This is a genomic window from Roseateles microcysteis, from assembly GCF_036880965.1.
Taxonomy (GTDB): domain Bacteria; phylum Pseudomonadota; class Gammaproteobacteria; order Burkholderiales; family Burkholderiaceae_C; genus JAUASW01.
In genome coordinates this window covers 174,987-191,081 of record NZ_JBAJMV010000005.1, presented here as the reverse complement: position 1 = coordinate 191,081, position 16,095 = coordinate 174,987, and the positions used below count along the sequence as shown (strand labels likewise).

At 67.0% G+C, this 16,095-nt stretch carries 15 protein-coding genes; 7 read left to right on the top strand and 8 right to left on the bottom strand.

Going from position 1 to position 16,095, the window contains the following annotated elements:
• Window positions 1-2: 2 nt before the first annotated feature.
• Window positions 3-1,397 (bottom strand): DNA recombination protein RmuC, encoded by a 1,395-nt coding sequence (locus V3596_RS15215; protein ID WP_334278628.1) that lies wholly within the window; start codon window positions 1,395-1,397, stop codon window positions 3-5.
• Between the two features lie 233 nt (window positions 1,398-1,630).
• Between V3596_RS15215 and V3596_RS15210 the strand changes: the two genes are divergently transcribed.
• Genes V3596_RS15210 through pgaD form a run of 4 tightly spaced genes read left to right on the top strand, consistent with a single transcriptional unit; the run spans window position 1,631 to window position 6,808 of the window.
• Window positions 1,631-2,527 (top strand): PEP-CTERM sorting domain-containing protein, encoded by an 897-nt coding sequence (locus tag V3596_RS15210; protein ID WP_334278627.1) that lies wholly within the window; start codon window positions 1,631-1,633, stop codon window positions 2,525-2,527.
• A gap of 14 nt (window positions 2,528-2,541) precedes the next feature.
• Window positions 2,542-5,031, top strand: coding sequence for a poly-beta-1,6 N-acetyl-D-glucosamine export porin PgaA (gene pgaA / locus V3596_RS15205; RefSeq protein WP_334278626.1), 2,490 nt, complete (start codon window positions 2,542-2,544; stop codon window positions 5,029-5,031).
• Window positions 5,031-6,293, top strand: coding sequence for a poly-beta-1,6-N-acetyl-D-glucosamine synthase (pgaC, locus tag V3596_RS15200; protein WP_334278625.1), 1,263 nt, complete (start codon window positions 5,031-5,033; stop codon window positions 6,291-6,293). The genes pgaA and pgaC overlap by 1 nt, the downstream gene beginning before the upstream one ends.
• The gene (gene pgaD / locus V3596_RS15195) at window positions 6,290-6,808 is read left to right on the top strand and encodes a poly-beta-1,6-N-acetyl-D-glucosamine biosynthesis protein PgaD (RefSeq protein WP_334278624.1); all 519 of its coding nucleotides are present in this window, start codon (window positions 6,290-6,292) and stop codon (window positions 6,806-6,808) included. The genes pgaC and pgaD overlap by 4 nt, the downstream gene beginning before the upstream one ends.
• A 75-nt stretch (window positions 6,809-6,883) precedes the next feature.
• Here pgaD and V3596_RS15190 read toward each other — a convergent pair whose 3' ends face one another.
• From V3596_RS15190 to V3596_RS15170, 5 genes are read right to left on the bottom strand one after another with little or no spacing between them, the layout of a single operon-like run.
• Window positions 6,884-8,731 carry a diguanylate cyclase gene (locus tag V3596_RS15190; RefSeq protein WP_334278623.1) on the bottom strand — a complete coding sequence of 616 codons (1,848 nt, stop codon included), beginning with the start codon at window positions 8,729-8,731 and terminating at the stop codon, window positions 6,884-6,886.
• A complete protein-coding gene (locus V3596_RS15185; protein WP_334278622.1) occupies window positions 8,728-9,708 on the bottom strand; it encodes a 2-hydroxyacid dehydrogenase in 981 nt (326 codons plus the stop codon). The genes V3596_RS15190 and V3596_RS15185 overlap by 4 nt, the downstream gene beginning before the upstream one ends.
• A 4-nt stretch (window positions 9,709-9,712) precedes the next feature.
• Window positions 9,713-10,435 (bottom strand): nitroreductase, encoded by a 723-nt coding sequence (locus V3596_RS15180; RefSeq protein ID WP_334278621.1) that lies wholly within the window; start codon window positions 10,433-10,435, stop codon window positions 9,713-9,715.
• Complete coding sequence (locus V3596_RS15175) at window positions 10,432-10,890, bottom strand: acyl-CoA thioesterase (protein ID WP_334278620.1); 459 nt, start codon at window positions 10,888-10,890, stop codon at window positions 10,432-10,434. Before V3596_RS15175 ends, V3596_RS15180 begins: the two co-directional genes overlap by 4 nt.
• An 11-nt stretch (window positions 10,891-10,901) precedes the next feature.
• The gene (locus tag V3596_RS15170) at window positions 10,902-11,843 is read right to left on the bottom strand and encodes a histone deacetylase family protein (protein ID WP_334278619.1); all 942 of its coding nucleotides are present in this window, start codon (window positions 11,841-11,843) and stop codon (window positions 10,902-10,904) included.
• Window positions 11,844-12,086: 243 nt separating this feature from the next.
• Here V3596_RS15170 and V3596_RS15165 point away from each other — a divergent pair, with 243 nt between their 5' ends.
• Window positions 12,087-12,644 (top strand): phasin family protein, encoded by a 558-nt coding sequence (locus V3596_RS15165; RefSeq protein WP_334278618.1) that lies wholly within the window; start codon window positions 12,087-12,089, stop codon window positions 12,642-12,644.
• A gap of 124 nt (window positions 12,645-12,768) precedes the next feature.
• On the opposite strand, the gene V3596_RS15160 is transcribed toward V3596_RS15165, so the two are convergent.
• Window positions 12,769-13,398 carry an LON peptidase substrate-binding domain-containing protein gene (locus V3596_RS15160; protein WP_334278616.1) on the bottom strand — a complete coding sequence of 210 codons (630 nt, stop codon included), beginning with the start codon at window positions 13,396-13,398 and terminating at the stop codon, window positions 12,769-12,771.
• Window positions 13,398-14,333 (bottom strand): patatin-like phospholipase family protein, encoded by a 936-nt coding sequence (locus V3596_RS15155; protein WP_334278615.1) that lies wholly within the window; start codon window positions 14,331-14,333, stop codon window positions 13,398-13,400. Before V3596_RS15155 ends, V3596_RS15160 begins: the two co-directional genes overlap by 1 nt.
• A 187-nt stretch (window positions 14,334-14,520) precedes the next feature.
• On the opposite strand from V3596_RS15155, the gene V3596_RS15150 reads away from it, so the two are divergent.
• Together V3596_RS15150 and V3596_RS15145 are read left to right on the top strand one after the other, a co-directional pair.
• A complete protein-coding gene (locus V3596_RS15150) occupies window positions 14,521-15,408 on the top strand; it encodes a DUF4399 domain-containing protein (protein ID WP_334278614.1) in 888 nt (295 codons plus the stop codon).
• 54 nt (window positions 15,409-15,462) lie between these two features.
• Entirely contained in the window at window positions 15,463-16,095 is a 633-nt protein-coding gene (locus tag V3596_RS15145) for a thiol:disulfide interchange protein DsbA/DsbL (protein ID WP_334278613.1), read from the top strand.

Here is a 16,095-nt window from a genome sequence, read left to right as displayed (position 1 = left end):
GATCAGGCCTCGTCGGCCTCGTCCGATGCATCGCCCAGGCCGAGGTTCAGCAGCTTCTGCGCCGCGTCCTCGGGCATGGCCTCGACCGTCTTGAGCTTGCGGCTCATCTGGCGCGTGCGGGTCTCGGCCAGCTCGATCGTGCTGCTGGCCTCGTCCAGCTTTTTCTTGGTCTTGGCCAGCACATCGCCGAACTTGCCGAACTCGGTCTTGACCGCACCCAGCACCTCCCAGACCTCGGCCGAACGCTTCTCCAGCGCCAGCGTGCGAAAGCCCATCTGCAGGCTGGTCAAGGTGGCGAGCAAGGTGGTCGGGCCCACCAGCATGACCTTGCATTCGCGCTGCAGGCTCTCGACCAGGCCGGGCCGGCGCAGCGCCTCGGCATAGAGGCCCTCGGTGGGCAGGAAGAGGATGGCGAAATCGGTGGTATGCGGCGGCGCGACATACTTGACGCGGATGCTGCGCGCCTCCAGCCGCAGCCGCGCCTCGATGGCCTTGGCCGCTGCTTCGGCAGCCGGCGCGTCGGCGCGGTCCTGCGCTTCCAGCAGCCGCTCGTAGTCTTCGCGCGGGAACTTGGCATCGATGGGCAGCCACAGTGGTTGGCCATCGTCGCGTTGGCCGGGCAGCTTGATCGCGAACTCGACCCGCTCATTGCTGCCCGGCACCGTGGCCACATTGGCGGCGTACTGCTCGGGCGTGAACACCTGCTCCAGCAGGCCGGCCAGCTGCACCTCGCCAAAGATGCCGCGCGTCTTCACATTGGTCAGCACCCGGTTCAGCGAACCCACGTCGCGCGCCAGGTTCTGCATTTCACCGAGGCCCTTGTGCACCTGCTCCAGGCGGTCTGCCACCTGCTTGAAGCTCTCGCCCAGGCGCTGCTCCAGCGTGGCGTGCAGCTTCTCGTCGACGGTGGCGCGCATCTGCTCGAGCTTCTTCTCGTTGTCCTGCTGGATCGCGCCGAGCCGCTGCTCCACCGACACCCGCACTTCGTTCAGGCGCTGCTCGTTGGTGGTGGACATGGCCTTGAGCTGCTCGCGCATCGCGTCCGAGAGCCTCTGCATCGCCTCGGTCACCGACTGCGCGCTGCGTGCCGCGGCCGCATCTTGCGCCTCGCGGGCAGCCAGGGCCTGAGCGGCCAGGCTCTGGTTCGTGCCCTGCAGGCCTTGCGACAGCACCTGCTGGAACTGGGCCAGGCCTTGCACCATCTCCTGGCGCGTCGAGCTGGCGCTGCGGCCGAGCTCGTCGCGCAGCTCGCGCTCCAGGCGCTCACTGCTTTGCTGCAGCGCCTGGGTCAGCGCCGGCGAGCCCTGCTCCTGCGCTTTCAAGCGGGTCCAGATCAGCACCAGGAGAAGGAGAACGATGGCCAGAAGGCCCAGCAGCATCAGGTCGATCAAGCTCATGGCGGCCATTGTGTCAGCAGGCGCCCGCCCCTGCCTTCAGGCACGTCGATCAGCGCCCAAAAGGGGTCACCAATAGCGCTTGCGGGCCTCTTCCCCCCTCAAGTCGGGGTGTCTGAGAAGGCCTCGCTCCGTGACAAAGTACCCGGCCAAACTAGGGTCGCCCCCTATGATTGAGGCGCACGAACACAACACGCACCGAGGGTCTGTTCTTCATGTCTCGCTCCACGTCTTTCTTGCTCAAATTCGCCCCAAGTCTGGCTGCGCTGGCAGTCGGCCTGAGCACGGCCGTGGCCCATGCCGGCCTGATTCCTCTGGTGGCCGCGCCGGGAGCCGTCGGCAGCGGTCTGGCAGGCAGCTGGTACAAGGTGGACGACAGTGCCAAGTTCAGCAACTACGTCTACAACGGCGAAGTCATCAAGGACACCGCCTGGGGCACGGGCATCTGGTCCATCGGCGACCTCGCACAGATCCAGGCCAGTGGCAGCGCCCTGGTCCTGAACAGCGCCAGCACGGTGTCGGCGGTCAGTTTCGCCAATGATGTCTACAACAACCTGCAGGCCAGCGGCTCGCTGGGCACCTGGAACATGGACTATGTGCGCCCGGTCGCGCCGGTCGTCGGCCCGAGCACCAGCGATTGCCCGATGGCACCTGAGGCAGCGCACTGCGACCAATGGAACTACGCCGCCATCTTCAGCGGCTTCCTCTACATCGGCACCAGCGGCTTCTACGACCTCGGCATCTTTGCCGACGATGGCTTCTCCTTCTCCCTGCATGGCAGCGGCCAGACGCTGTCGATGCTGCAGGACTCGGTGGCCGGCGGCCCCGGCCGCAGCTCCTATTCCCTGGCCGACACCCTGGGTGCCGGCGGCGGCATCGAGCTGGCAGCCGGCTATTACGGCGTCGACCTGAGCTACTACAACCGGCTGCAGGCTGGCGTGATCGACTTCGGCATCAAGCCCTGGGACGGTTACTGGGAAACAGTGAGCAAGGAGCAACTGTTCACCCAGGTGCCGTCCGAGGTGCCTGAACCAGGCTCGGCCGCACTGCTGGCCCTGGCGCTGGCCGGTCTCTGGGGCAGCTCGCGGGTCGTGGGGCGTCAGCGCCGGGCGCTGGCCACCGCGGCCTCCTGAGCCTGCGCGGCCGCATGAGACCCCGGGCTGCCCGCCCTGGTGCGGCGTTGGGCGCCGTGGCCATCGCTGCGGCGCTCTCTGCTTTTTTACCCGCTGCTGCAGCGGTTGACCCGCATGGCACGGCCATCGTCGACGCGCGCGCGGGTCGCTATGAAAGGGCGCTGCCCGTGCTGGAGCGCCTGGTGCGCGAGCAACCCGGCAACGCGGTCTATCGACATGACCTGATCGCCGTCCTGAGCTGGGCCGACCGCCACGTGCAGGCGCTGGCCGCCAGCCGTCAGCTGAAGCTGGACAAGGACACGCCCGACTACGTGCTGGCCGCCATCGGCCATTCGGCCCTGCATGGCCAGCAGCCTGCGCGCGCCGTGCAAGCCTATCGCCTGCTCACCAGCCGCAAGCCGGCCGATGCCGACGCCGCCCTGGGCCATGCACTGGCCCTGCTGGACACCAGGCAAGCCCCCCAATCAGACAAGCAATTGCAGCGCGTGCTGAAACTGGGGGCGCGCAAGCCGGCCCTGCTGCGCTCCGCGCATGAAGCCTTGAGCGTGCGCGCGGAGAGCGAGCGGGCCCGGCCTTTCGCGCAGCGCCTGGCGGCTCTGGGTCAGGCACCGGCAGCGCCACAGGCAGTGCAGCCGGGCCAAGCAACACAGGCAGCAACCGTTCAAGCGCCCAACGCGCCGCCGGAGCCGCCGCGCGCGCCACAGGCCGCTGCGGTCGCCGAGGCGATTCCGACGCCGGCTCCCGCGCCCTCCCCCGATTTCGAAGCCCTGCTGCAAGCCCATGCCGGCCGCGTCCGCGCGGCAAGCGCCTTGCTGGAGCGCGACTACACGCCGGCCCGCTATCGCCTGGTGGACGAGACCATGGCCGAGAACGCCCGGCTGAGCGCGCAAGCCGAAGCGGCTGGGCGCCCGGACCTGGTCAAGCGCCTGCGCCAGGACCGCGTGCAAGCACTGCGGGACCGCGGCGACATGGCCGCCGCCGTGGCCGAGTTCAGGGCACTCGATGCCGGCACCGAGCCGGTCGCACCCTATGTGCTGCTGGCTGCGGCCGACGCACTGCTCGCGCTGCGCCAGCCCGAAGAGGCGCGCACCTTGTACAAGCGCGCCCTGGCCGAGGCCGCTGAAGTCAACGCCCACGGCGGCCTGCTCTATGCCGAGCTGGAAGCGGAAGATTTCGCCGGTCTGGCGCAAGGCCTTGACCACTGGCTGGCACAGAGCAGGCAATCGCTCGCCGCCCGCCGGGCCCAGGCGACCATGCTGCGCTTTGCCAATCGGCTCGACGAAGCGCAAGCCTCGCTGAGCGCCCTGATGCGCGAGCAACCCACCGACAGCGGCCTCTGGCTGGAGCAAGGCGAGCTGCTGGCCCAGCGTGGCCAGCCGCGTGCCGCGCAAGCCCGCTTCGAACGCGTGCTGACCGCCGAGCCCGGCCATCTGCGTGCGCGCATCGGCCTGGCCAATGCGCAGTGGGCGCAAGGCGATATCGAAGCAGCCGCCACGACGATTGCCAGCCTGCGTGCCGAAGCACCCGAACATCCTGCCGTGCAGCGCCTGCTGCGCGAGTGGGAGCAGCGCTCGAAATCCACGCTCTCGAGCGGCATCACCCGCGGCTTCGGTCAGGGCCTGGTAGCAGGCAACAGCGAGCTGCTGTGGGAGTCGAGCTACCAGAGCGGCCAATCGGCGCAAGGCCTGCGCGCGTTCGCCAACCACCATCTGGCGCGCGCCCGCTTTGGCGGCACCGAGGCGCAGCATGAGCGTCTCAGCGCCGGCCTCGAATGGACCCGCCGCGACCTGCAGCTCACTGCGGAGCTGGGCCAGGACCTGCGCAACGCCAAGGACACCGTCTGGGCTGCCGCCCTGGGCTGGCAACAGGACGACCATTGGTCCTGGCGCCTGCGCCATGAAAGCCAGACCAACGACTTCCCCTTGAAGGCGCGCCAACCCGACTCGCAGGCCGGCGCACCGACCTATCTGCACGCCAGCCGCACCGTGCTGGGCGGCGCCTGGCGCCAGGACGAGCAACGCCGCGTCGCGGCCGATGCCTCCTTCTACGATTTCAACGACGGCAATCGCCGGCAGGCCCTGGCCCTGAGCTGGCAGGAACGCCTGCACAGCAGCCACAGCCGCACGCTGGACCTCACGCTGGCCGGCTACACCAGCAGCAACACGCTGCCCGACACGGTCTACTTCAACCCCAAGCGTGATCTGGCGGTCTCCGCCACCCTGGCCGCCGACTGGCTGACCTGGCGCCGCTATGAACGCAGCTTCAACCAGCGCCTGTCGTTGACCGTGGGCAACTACCGCCAGACCAGCGAGGTGCGGCTGGGCACGGCCTTCGTCGAGCGCAGCTTTGGCTGGCGCCCGTTCCAGGAACTGCGCTACGAGCATGAATGGCAATGGGCGCCAAGCGGCAACCTGCGCTACGGCATCGGCAGCCGCCGTTTCGCCTATGACGGCGTCTACGAAAGCAAGCTGCACGCCTACCTGAACGCGCTGTGGAGGTTCTGATGACAGACCTCTTCGCCTTCGACGCACTCGGCCTGCTGTTCGGCTTCACCTTCTACTACCCGCTGTTCATGTCCTACCTGTGGATGTGCGGCGGCCTGTTCTATTACTTCCACTACGAGCGCCGCGACCCGGCGTTCGACCAGCCCGCGCCGCTGCCGAGCTACCCGGGCGTCAGCGTGCTGGTGCCCTGCCACAACGAGGCCGCGAACATCCGCGACACCGTGGCCGCGCTGCGGGCCATCGACTATCCCGAGTACGAGATCCTGCTGATAGACGACGGCAGCACCGACGAGACGCCGCAGATCCTGGAGGCGCTTGCCGGCGAGGACATGCGCATCCGCGTGATCCATCTGGCGCGCAACCAGGGCAAGGCCGTGGGGCTCAACACCGCAGCGGCCGTGGCACGCTTCGACTTCTTCCTGTGCATCGACGGCGACTCCATCGTCGACCCGCATTGCCTGCGCTGGATGATGCGCCACCTGCTGTCCGGCCCGCGCGTCGGCGCCGTGACCGGCAACCCGCGCATCCGCACACGCTCCACCCTGCTGGGCCGCATCCAGGTGGGCGAGTTCTCCTCCATCATCGGCCTGATCAAGCGGGCGCAACGCACCTACGGCAAGGTGTTCACGGTGTCAGGCGTGATGGTCTGCCTGCGCCGCGCCGCGCTGCACCATGCAGGCTACTGGAACCCGGAGGCGCTGACCGAAGACATCGACATCAGCTGGCGACTGCAGATGCGGCACTGGGATGTGCGCTTCGAGCCCAATGCGCTGTGCTGGATCCTGATGCCCGAGACCTTCAAGGGCCTGTGGCGCCAACGCCTACGCTGGGCCATGGGCGGCACGCAGGTGCTGTTCAGCCAGCATGGCGTGTTCGGCAAGTGGCGGCATCGCCGCATGATCCCGGTCTACCTTGAATACTTTGCCAGCGTGCTCTGGGCCTACTCCATGGCCGGTGTGATCGCGCTGTTCCTGCTGGGCCAGGTCCTGCCTCTGCCCGAGCCGCTGCAGATCAGCACGCTGCTGCCCGGCTGGGCGGGCCTCGTGATCGGTACCACCTGCCTGATGCAGTTCGGCGTCAGCATGTTCCTGGACTCGCGCTACGAGCGCGGCCTCGGTCGTTACTACTACTGGATGATCTGGTATCCGCTCGCCTTCTGGTTCCTGAGCGTGTTCACCACCCTGGTCGCGATTCCCAAGGTCATCCTGCGCGGCAGCCGCCGTGCGCGCTGGAAGAGCCCTGACCGAGGGCTGCAGCCATGAAGAAGCCATCGCCGCAGTTGATCATCGACCGGCCCGACCTGATGACCTGGCGCCAGCGCGCCATGTTCGGTGCACTGACGGCCGCGTTCTGGATCGTCTGGTTTGCGCTGTGGCTGCCTGTGGTCACGATGGCGGGCTGGCTGTTCTTCGGCCTGCGCTTTCAGCGCCACATGCTCCAACTCGAGGGCTACCACGGCTTCCTGGGGCTGGTCGGCGCCTATGCCCTGGTGATCATGGCCATGGGCGGCTCCCTGCTGCTCTGGGCCAAGTACAACCACCTGCGCTTCCGCGGTGTGGACCGGCGCCGCGACTTCCCGGTGCCGGCACCGGCCGCCATCGCACAGTCCTTCGGCCTGAGCGAAGAGCTCATCTGCAAGGCACGGCAGCATCAGGTGATGACGGTTCATCACGACGACCACGGTGCCATCGTCCGGATCGAAGACCGCGCGGCCGCGCGCGATGCACGCGTGGAAGCCGTCGTGGCCGAGGCGCGCAGCCTGGCAGCCACCCACTGAGCAGGCTGCGGGCCGCCCAAGGCGCTCACATCGCCTTGAACAGGGGGTGATGCTGGGTCGAGACCTTGCGCCGACTCAGGGCTCGACTTCGCCGCTCTGCACCTGGTCACGCCCCTGCTCCTTGGCGCGGTAAAGCGCCCGGTCGGCAGCCGCCAGCAGGCTGTGCGTCTGCTGGTCCGGGTGTGGAACGCAGGAAGCCACACCGATGCTGAGCGTCAGCACACCGCTGGGCGAATCGGCATGCGGGATGGCCAGCTCGCGCACCGCCGCACTGACCCGCCTGGCCAGTTGCAAGGCCGCCGCGGTGTCGCTGGCCGGCGCGATGAAGACAAACTCCTCGCCGCCGTAGCGGGCCACCAGGTCCCCCTCGCGGCAGACGGTGCTGGCCAGCGCATGCGCAACCCGGCGCAAGCAGTCGTCGCCGGCCTGGTGGCCATAGCGGTCGTTGAACTTCTTGAAGAAATCCACGTCGATCAGCGCCAGCGCCAGCGGTTGATGCAGGCGCAGCGCGCGCGTCCACTCGCTCAGCAGCTGGGTATCGAACTGGCGGCGGTTGGCAATGCCGGTGAGTCCGTCGGTGGTGCTCATCGCCGCCAGCTTGCGGTTGAGCAGCTCCAGTTCGGCGGTGCGCGCTGCAACGCGACTTTCGAGCGACTGCTCGGAAGCGCGCAGTTCGTTGACCAGCTCCCCTTGCACCCTCAGCGCCTCGCGTTGTGCCCTGGCCTTCTCGCGGCGCAAGGTGTTGTAGCGGTCGGCCAGGGCGAAGGACAGCAGCAGCATCTCGATGGCCGAGCCGAACTGCGTGCCTTCGCTGGTCAGCACATTGGTGGGCAGCAGGCCGAGGTTGCGCAAATGCGTGAGCACAACGGCCAAAAGGATCACGACGAACGCCGCCACGAAGTAATAGGCGCTGCGATGGCGCTTGATGGCCCCCATCACGCCCACCAGCAAGAGCAGCAAGGCTGTCAGCGAATTCAGCACCACGAACAGCGGCGCGAAGCGCTGGAAGAAGAAGACCAGCATCGGCACGCACAAGAGGTTCACCACCACCATCAGCCGCAAGGCCTTGTCCAGCCGCGGCAGCAGCAGCGAGGTGTCGAGCACGCGGCGGGTGAACAGCAGCAAGGCCACCGCCGCAATGGAAGACGGCACATTGACGCCCACCACCGTCCAGGCCGGCAGGTCGCCCCACAGGTACTCGGCACCCAAGCCGGTGAAGGTGGCCAGCGCCGTGGCCACGCTGGCCGCGAAGGCGACATAGAGCAGGAAGCTCAGGTCGCGCAGCGCCAGGAACAGCATCAGGTTGTAGAGCGTGATCGCCAGCACCAGGCCGAAGTAGATGCCCTGAGTCACGTAGCCGGCACGCTCGTGCCTGGCATGGGCCTCGGGCGACCACAGCCGGGCCGGCACGTTCAGGGAGTTCGGCGTCTTGAGCCGCAGATAGACGGTCTGCTCGCTCTTCGCCGGCAGCGCAAGCGGAATCACATAGAAGCGGCTGGGGTGCGGCCGCGCGGCGAAGGGGCGGGCAAAGCCGGTCTCGGTCACGCGGTAGAGGCCGGCTGGGTCTGGAAGGTAGACGTCGACCTCGGCCAGCAGCGGGTAGCTGATCTCGATCAGACGCTCCAGCGCCTGATCGCCCGGGTTGGCCAGCTGCAGCCGCAACCAGACGGCCGACTTTGTGTAGGAGAACCCCAGCGCCTGACCGTTGCCGGTGCTGGGCTTGAACAGGCCAGCCTGGCGGGGCGAAAGGACCTCAGCCAGCTTCAGCGCCCCGCTGCTGTCTTCGAGCACCTCGAAATGCGAGGTCAGCGACAGCCCATCGCTGCCTGGCTGCGAGACGTCAAGCGCCGGCCCGGCCGCGCTGGCCCCTGCCGCGCTCAGGAACAGGCCCAGCGCAAGTGCGAATCCACGCAAGCGGTTCATCGTTTCAGGGGCAGCACTTCGGAATTGAGAGGTGTGGGCGGCGCTGCGCCGGTGAGCGCGGCAATCAGGTTGTCGGACGCCAGGTTCGCCATGGCCAGGCGCGTCTTCACGGTGGCGCTGGCGATGTGCGGTGTCAACACGACATTGGGCAGGGCCAGCAGGTCGGGATGGACCCTGGGCTCGCCCTCGAACACATCGAGCCCGGCCGCCGCAATGCGGCGCTCGCGCAGCGCCTGTGCCAGCGCGGCGTCATCCACGATGCCGCCTCGGGCCACATTGGTCAGCGTCGCCTGTGGCTTCATCAGCGCCAGCTCGGCCGCGCCGATGCTGTGATGCGACTCGGCGGAATAAGGCAGGACGATCACCAAGTGGTCGGCCTCTTTCAGCAACTGCTCTTTCGACACGTAGCGCGCACCGACCTCGGCTTCCAGTTCGGGCGCCAGCCGCGACCGGTTGTGATAGATCACCGGCATGCCAAAGCCCAGGTGCCCGCGCCGCGCAATGGCCCGGCCGATGCGGCCCATGCCGAGAATGGCCAGCGTGGCGCCATGCACGTCGGAGCCGGTGAACATGTCCACGGCCCACTTGCTCCATTCGCCACGGCGGAGGAAATGCTCGCTCTCGGCCATGCGGCGCGCGGTGGCCATCATCAGCGCGAAGCCGAAGTCGGCCGTGGTCTCGGTCAGCACGTCCGGCGTGTTCGACGCGAGCACGCCGCGCGCAGTGCAGGCCGCCAGGTCGATGTTGTTGTAGCCCACGGCCATATTGCAGACGGCCTTGAGGCCGGGGCAGGCGTCCAGCACCTCGGCATCGATGCGCTCACTGCCGGTGATGAAGGCGCCCGCCTTGCCCTGCAGCCTGGCAATCAGCTCCGCCTTGCTGAAGACCGTGTCTTCGGGGTTGGTCTCGACCTCGAAATGCGCGGCCAGGCGCTCGACGACGGAGTCGAAAACGCGGCGGGCGATCAGCACCTTCATGGCATCAGCCTTCCAAGAATCGCGTGAACTCAGCCACCGGCGCCCGCTCGGTAACCAGACCGTTCTCGACCGCGGCCGGATCAGCAAAGCCGAGCGACATGCCGCACACCAGTTGCTGCTCGGGCTTGAGCTGCAGCTCTTCAGCGATCAGGCGATGGAACTGCGTGAACGCCGCCTGCGGGCAGGTGTGCAGGCCACGAGCCCGGGCGGCGATCATCACGTTCTGGATGAACATGCCGTAGTCCAGCCAGCTGCCCTGCTGCATCACACGATCGATGGTGAACATCAGGCCCACCGGCGCATCGAAGAACTGGTAGTTGCGGCCATGCTGGTCATGCATGCGGGCCTTGTCGGTCTTGGCGACGTTCAGCAGGCCGTACAGGTCCCAGCCGATCTTGCGGCGGCGGTCGATATAGGGCGAGACCCACTCGCGCGGATAGTAGGCGTACTCCTCGCTGTGCGCGGCGAGCTCGGTCGGGTCGTCGTAGACGGCCATGATGCGGTCGGACAGCCGCTGCCTGGCAACACCGGTCAGCACATGGACCTGCCAGGGCTGGGTGTTCGTGCCTGAAGGCGCGCGCGAAGCCACACGCAGGATGTCTTCGATCACCTGGCGGGCAACGGGCGTGGGCAGGAAGGCGCGCATGGAATGGCGGCTCTCGATGGCCGCATCGACGTTGGCGGTCTGCTCGGGCGTGGGGATGTCAAATCGGTTGGCGGTGCTCATGGCAGGGTCAGTCCTTGCAAGGCTTGCAGATAGGGTGCCGGCAGGGCGGCCACCGGGCGGCGGTTTTCGCGGTCCACATAGACATGGATGAAGTGCCCACGGGCGGCGCAGGTATCGGCGCCTTTCGCGAACAGGCCGATTTCGTAGCGCACGCTGGAGCGGCCCTGCTGGCTGACCCGGATGCCGGCATCGATGGCCTGCGGAAATGCCAGCGAATCGAAGAAGTTGCAATGCGTCTCGACCACCAGGCCGATCACCTCGCCGCCGTGGATGTCCAGCGCGCCTTGCGCGATCAGGTACTGGTTCACCGCGGTGTCGAAGAGGCTGTAGTAGACGACGTTGTTCAGGTGGCCGTAGATGTCGTTGTCCATCCAGCGGGTGCCAAGGCGCACGAACTGGGCGTAGGCACTGCGCGGTTCTGGCTGCGGGCGGGGGCTGCTGCTGTTGCTGCTCATGACTCATTCTTTCATTGCGGGGCCTGCCAGGCGGACCAGCTGTGCGCCGCCTCTCTCAGGGTACTCACTTGCAGGGCCACCGTCACGGCCACATCATGACCATAGCCACCAGCCATTGACAGCGCCACCGGGATGCGGCGCTCGCGCAGGGCCTCGAAGACGCGCCGATCCCGCTCGCGCAGGCCAGCGGTCGTCAACTTGAGCCGGCCAAGGCGGTCTCCCTCATGCGGGTCGGCACCGGCCAGGTAGAAGGCCAGGCCCGTTGGCGGCTCCAGGCGCTGCCAGACCTGGGCCAGGGCACGATCGAGTGCAGCAAGATACGCCTCGTCGCCGCAGCCGTCCGGCAGCTCCACGTCCAGGTCGCTGGCTGCCTTGCGGAAAGGAAAGTTGTTTTCCCCGTGCATGGAGAAGGTGAAGACGCTGTTGTCTCCACTGAAGATGGTCGCCGTGCCATTGCCCTGGTGCACGTCGAGGTCGATCACCAGCACCTTGAGGCCGGGGCGGCTGTGCCCGTAGCGGCGATGCCATTCGGCCTGCATCAGCCGCGCCGCCACGGCGACGTCGTTGAAGACGCAATAGCCGGAGCCCTTGTCTTCCTGGGCATGGTGGGTACCGCCGGCCAGGTTGGCCGCCAGCCCTTCGGCCAGCGCCGCCCGGGCGGCCATGATGGTGGCGCCGACCGAGCGGCGCGAACGCTCCACCATCGAGGGCGACCAGGGGAAACCTATTTCCCGCTGCTGGGCGGCACTCAGATGGCCCTGCAGGACCGCATCCAGATAGGAGGGCGAATGCACCAACGCCAGCTCGCCTTCGCTGGCGGCGTCAGCCGCCTGCAGTCGGATCAGGCCCGGATCGGCCTCCAGCGCCGCACGCAGCATCCGGTACTTGTCCTGCGGAAAACGGTGGCCCGGCGGCAGGGCCAGGCTGTGGGCGTCGGAATGGAAAACAAGCATCGTGGGCGCCACGATACCGGCTTGCAGCGGGCTTGACCGTCATGCGCGCGTCACCGGCGCCCGGCACTCTTGCCGAGGGGGCCAGGGAGGTCGAAGGTCATTTACAAATTATTTGGTGCAGTGCAGCAAAAAGTACTTGCAATCGACCCGGACGGCCCCGATACTTCGATCCATGCTGCAGTGCAACAAAAGAACTGCAAGCCCGAGTCCCCAAGCATTTCCACCCTTTCAGGAGAAAACACCATGCTGACCCCGGAACAAGTTTTTGCTGCACACAAGGCCAATGTCGAAACCCTGTTCGGCCTGACCAACAAGGCCTTCGAAGGCGTTGAAAAGCTGGTCGAGCTGAACCTGCAAGTCGCCAAGACCGCGCTGAGCGAAGTCGCCGAAACGACCACGGCCGCCCTGTCGGTCAAAGACGCTCAAGAGCTGCTGAGCCTGCAACAGTCGCTGCTGCAACCCAGCGCCGACAAGGCCGCTGCCTACAGCCGTCATCTGTATGACATCGCTGCCGCCACCAACGCCGAAGTTGCCAAGCTCGCCGAAGGCCAGTTCGCTGACGTGCAGAAGAAGTTCACCTCCGTCGTCGACAACGCCGTCAAGAACGCACCGGCCGGCAGCGAAAGCGCCGTCGCCCTGGTGAAGTCGGCTGTCGCTGCTGCCACCAACGCGCTGGAAACCGCCCAGAAGGCTGCCAAGCAAGCCGCTGAAGTGGCCGAAGCCAACTTCCAGGCTGTCACCAGCCAGGCCGTCAAGGCCACGCAAACGGCCACCCGCTCGAGCAAGCGCGCCGCTGCCTGAGCAACGACTCTGAGCCTCTTGGCCCGCGGCCCACGCGGCGGGCATGCAAGTTGTCTCCTGGTACCCGCGAGAAGCTCTGCTTCACCAAGTACCGTTCAGCCCAGTGCCCTGCACTGGGCTTTTTTCATGGCTGTCGCAGGCCGCGATCCAGCTGATCGGACACCAGTTCCAGTCTCAGGAGCGGGTTGTCCAGCGCCAGCAGGCGCTGCTTCTCGAGCTGCGGCAAGGGCAGGATCTCGCACCAGCGGTTGGCAAGCCAGCCGCAATCGTCCCAGTGATAGGGCGGCTGCAAGGGCAGGTCTTCGGCCGCGACGGCCTGTTCGAACTGGCTCAGGAGCAATTGCAGGTTGCGGCTGACACGCAGCAGGTCCGGAGGCACGGGCACCGCTGCATCATCCGGCAAGAGCCGGCCCTCGCCCACCCACAGGCCATGCGCCAGACACTCGCTCCGGCTGAGCGAGAAACGCTGGCCGCCGGTGCAGCGGACCTGCAGCAAGCCGGGCTGCGGCCGCTCGCAATGATCGACATGGGCCAGCGTGCCCAGGGTCTCGAAAGACTCCTGGACAAAGGCTTCGCCCTCGCCACGCTGGCGCGCCTCGCCACCGGCCGTCAGCGCAACGACACCAAAGGGCTCGCCGGTCTTCAGGCAGCGCTGGATCAGGTCCAGGTAGCGCGGCTCGAAGATGCGCAGGTTCAGGTGCCCGCCCGGGAACAGCACCGAACTGAGCGGAAAAAGCTCGATGCGCTGGACCATCAGTGGGTCTTCGCGGCAATGCGCTGGCGGATCGCCGCCAGCATGCTCAGCGCCACCTCTCGGCCGGCCTGGATCGAGCGCTTGCGGGCCGTGAAGTCTGCGCTGCCCACGCCATTGAGGCTGGGGCGCAGCACCACGTCGGCATCGCGAAGCTCATAGGAGTTGATGCTGCGGCCCATGATGGAGAAGGTCTGAAGGAGCATGCGCAAGGCATCGCCGGGCGGTTTTTCCTCCGGCGGAGAGGTGATATCCACCGCGATCACGAGCTCGGCGCCCATCTGCCGCGCAAAGCGCACCGGCACCGGCGCAACGAGGCCGCCATCCACATACTCCCGCGTGCCGATCTTGACCGGCTGGAACACCGCCGGCACCGCGCTCGAGGCCCGCACCGCCGCGCCGGTATCGCCGCTGCGGAAGAGGATGGGCGAGCCGTCCGACAGGTCGGTGGCGACGATGCCCAGCGGCAGCGGCATCTGCTCGATCAGCTTGTTGCCGGTTTTCTCGCGCACATAGCGCGCCAGCGCCTCGCCACGGATCAGGCCACGGGTCGGGAAGGCCCAGTCGGTGATCGCGCCTTCGTCCATGCTCTCGGCCAGGAGCGCCATCTCGTTGCCGTTCTTGCCCGAGGCATAGAGCGCCGCCACCAGGCTGCCGGCCGAGGTCCCGGCCACCAGGTCGACCTTGATGCCATTTTCTTCCAGCACCTGGATCACGCCGATATGCGCAAAGCCTCGGGCCGCGCCGCCACCCAGGGCCAGGCCGATACGCGGAGGCTTGGGTGGCGGTTTGGGTGTCACGGGCTCCACGGGAACAGGCACCGTGACCGGCGGCGTCGCAGGCGGTGGCAGCAGGCTGGAACAGGCGGACAAGGCCAGCGTGACACAGAGGAGCAGGCTGCGGCGCACCAGCAAGGCGCGATTGGAGGCTTGGGGCATGGCTGCATTGTAGGAATGAGCATCACGATGGCGCGGCGGCTGGAGGCATGCGGTACAGGCCGAACTCGACAGCTGCCTGCGGCCGACCCAGGCCCTGCATCCGCACTGACGTCCCCGATACAGGCGAGGCTCAAGTGTCGGCAGCGATGCAAGAATCACCTGGCCAGCTGTTGCCAGGGAGGTTTGCATGCTGTCCAAGATTCCTGTTCTGCTTGCCCTCGCAGGTCTTGCCGCACCAAGCCTTGCAGAGCCACTACCGACGGGAGCGCTTGAGCGACGCTGCTGGCTGGCACACACACAGCAGCGCACCTCGGTAGACCTGCGAGACCCGACCACGGTGAGCTTCGTCAACCTGGCCCACAACTATGCGGTTCGCTCACCTTTCTGGGTCGAGTTCGGTGTGCGCGGCATGGGCGTGGTGCCTGCCGGCAACAAGAACGAGAAGGCCGGCCACCACCACCTCCTGATAGACACGCAGCTGCCGATGAACCACCAGGCGCAGATTCCCTTCTCCGACACCCACAAGCATTTCGGCAAGGGCCAGACCGGCACCCAGCTCGATCTGCCGGACGGCAAGCACACCTTGCGCCTGCTGTTTGCCGATCATGAGCACCGGCCCTATTTCGTCTACAGCCGCGAGATCACCGTCCATGTGCTGGGCCGCCGCAGCGGAGCGGCGCCACGCATCGAGCCCGGCAACTTCGAGGAAAGCTGCGCGCTCTGGTACCAGGACACGATCTCGGCGCCTCGACCCGGTGGCAAGGAGGTCTACGTGAAGAACCTGCGCGACGAGGAGCCCGTCACCAGCCCCTTCGTGCTGAGCCTGGGCGCCGTGGGCTTCGGCATCGCGCCGGCCACGCAGAAGGTCAAGGACACCGGCCATTTCGCCATCACCATCAGCAGCAAGGGTGGCGCGCAAGTGCAGCGCCAGGTCTTGTCAGACGGCCGTACCGAGGCCCTCGTTGATCTACCCAGAGGCGACTACGAGATCGACCTGAGGCTGCTGGATGGCGAGGGCACCCAGCTGCTGCGTGCCTCTCCCTTGCGCTTCACCGTGCAGCGTCAGGACCGTTGAAGCGAGCCGCGCTTGCGGCAGAATCCGCCGGTCAAGAAACCGGGAGGGTTCCAGATGGACCGACGCGCATTCACCCAGGCCGCCCTGATCGGCGGCCTCGCACCCAGCCTGGCCTGGGCCCAGGGCAAGCCCATCGAGGGCCAGCACTACAAGCTGCTGAGCAACCCGCAGCCGGTGGCCAGCACGGGCGGCCGTGGCGAGGTAATGGAGTTCTTCTGGTATGGCTGCGGCGCCTGCTTCGCTCTCGAGCCGTCGCTGGAGCGCTGGCTGAAGAACAAGCCGGCTGACATCCAGTTCAAGCGCACGCCGGCCGTGATCCGCAAGGTGGCCGAGGCGCATCAGCGCATCTTCTACACCCTGGAAGCGATGGGCGTCGGCGACAAGCTGCACTCGCGCCTGTTCAATGCCTTGCAGGTCGAACACCTGGACCTGAGCGAGCTGCCGGCCATTCAGGCCTTTGTCAGCCGCAACGGCTTCGACGGCGCCAAGTTCGCGCAGCTGTGGGAGTCGTTCTCGGTGCAAAGCCGCTGCCGCCAGGCACAGGCTGCCGCCACCAAGTACGACGTGAACGGCGTGCCCTGGCTGGTGGTCAACGGACGCTATGGCACCTCGCCGCAGATGGCCCAGGGTACCGACCAGGCGATGGCCGTGGTCGACTACCTTCTGAACCTGCCCAAGCGCGGCTGA

Bases quoted from the DNA above. Each gene is read 5' to 3' on its own strand.
- V3596_RS15165 (WP_334278618.1), top strand. From the start codon at position 12,087: ATGCTGACCCCGGAACAAGTTTTTGCTGCACACAAGGCCAATGTCGAA.
- V3596_RS15145 (WP_334278613.1), top strand. From the start codon at position 15,463: ATGGACCGACGCGCATTCACCCAGGCCGCCCTGATCGGCGGCCTCGCA.
- V3596_RS15150 (WP_334278614.1), top strand. From the start codon at position 14,521: ATGCTGTCCAAGATTCCTGTTCTGCTTGCCCTCGCAGGTCTTGCCGCA.
- pgaA (WP_334278626.1), top strand. From the start codon at position 2,542: ATGAGACCCCGGGCTGCCCGCCCTGGTGCGGCGTTGGGCGCCGTGGCC.
- V3596_RS15170 (WP_334278619.1), bottom strand. From the start codon at position 11,843: ATGCTTGTTTTCCATTCCGACGCCCACAGCCTGGCCCTGCCGCCGGGC.
- V3596_RS15185 (WP_334278622.1), bottom strand. From the start codon at position 9,708: ATGAAGGTGCTGATCGCCCGCCGCGTTTTCGACTCCGTCGTCGAGCGC.
- V3596_RS15160 (WP_334278616.1), bottom strand. From the start codon at position 13,398: ATGGTCCAGCGCATCGAGCTTTTTCCGCTCAGTTCGGTGCTGTTCCCG.
- V3596_RS15190 (WP_334278623.1), bottom strand. From the start codon at position 8,731: ATGAACCGCTTGCGTGGATTCGCACTTGCGCTGGGCCTGTTCCTGAGC.
- V3596_RS15155 (WP_334278615.1), bottom strand. From the start codon at position 14,333: ATGCCCCAAGCCTCCAATCGCGCCTTGCTGGTGCGCCGCAGCCTGCTC.
- V3596_RS15175 (WP_334278620.1), bottom strand. From the start codon at position 10,890: ATGAGCAGCAACAGCAGCAGCCCCCGCCCGCAGCCAGAACCGCGCAGT.
- V3596_RS15180 (WP_334278621.1), bottom strand. From the start codon at position 10,435: ATGAGCACCGCCAACCGATTTGACATCCCCACGCCCGAGCAGACCGCC.
- pgaC (WP_334278625.1), top strand. From the start codon at position 5,031: ATGACAGACCTCTTCGCCTTCGACGCACTCGGCCTGCTGTTCGGCTTC.
- V3596_RS15215 (WP_334278628.1), bottom strand. From the start codon at position 1,397: ATGAGCTTGATCGACCTGATGCTGCTGGGCCTTCTGGCCATCGTTCTC.
- pgaD (WP_334278624.1), top strand. From the start codon at position 6,290: ATGAAGAAGCCATCGCCGCAGTTGATCATCGACCGGCCCGACCTGATG.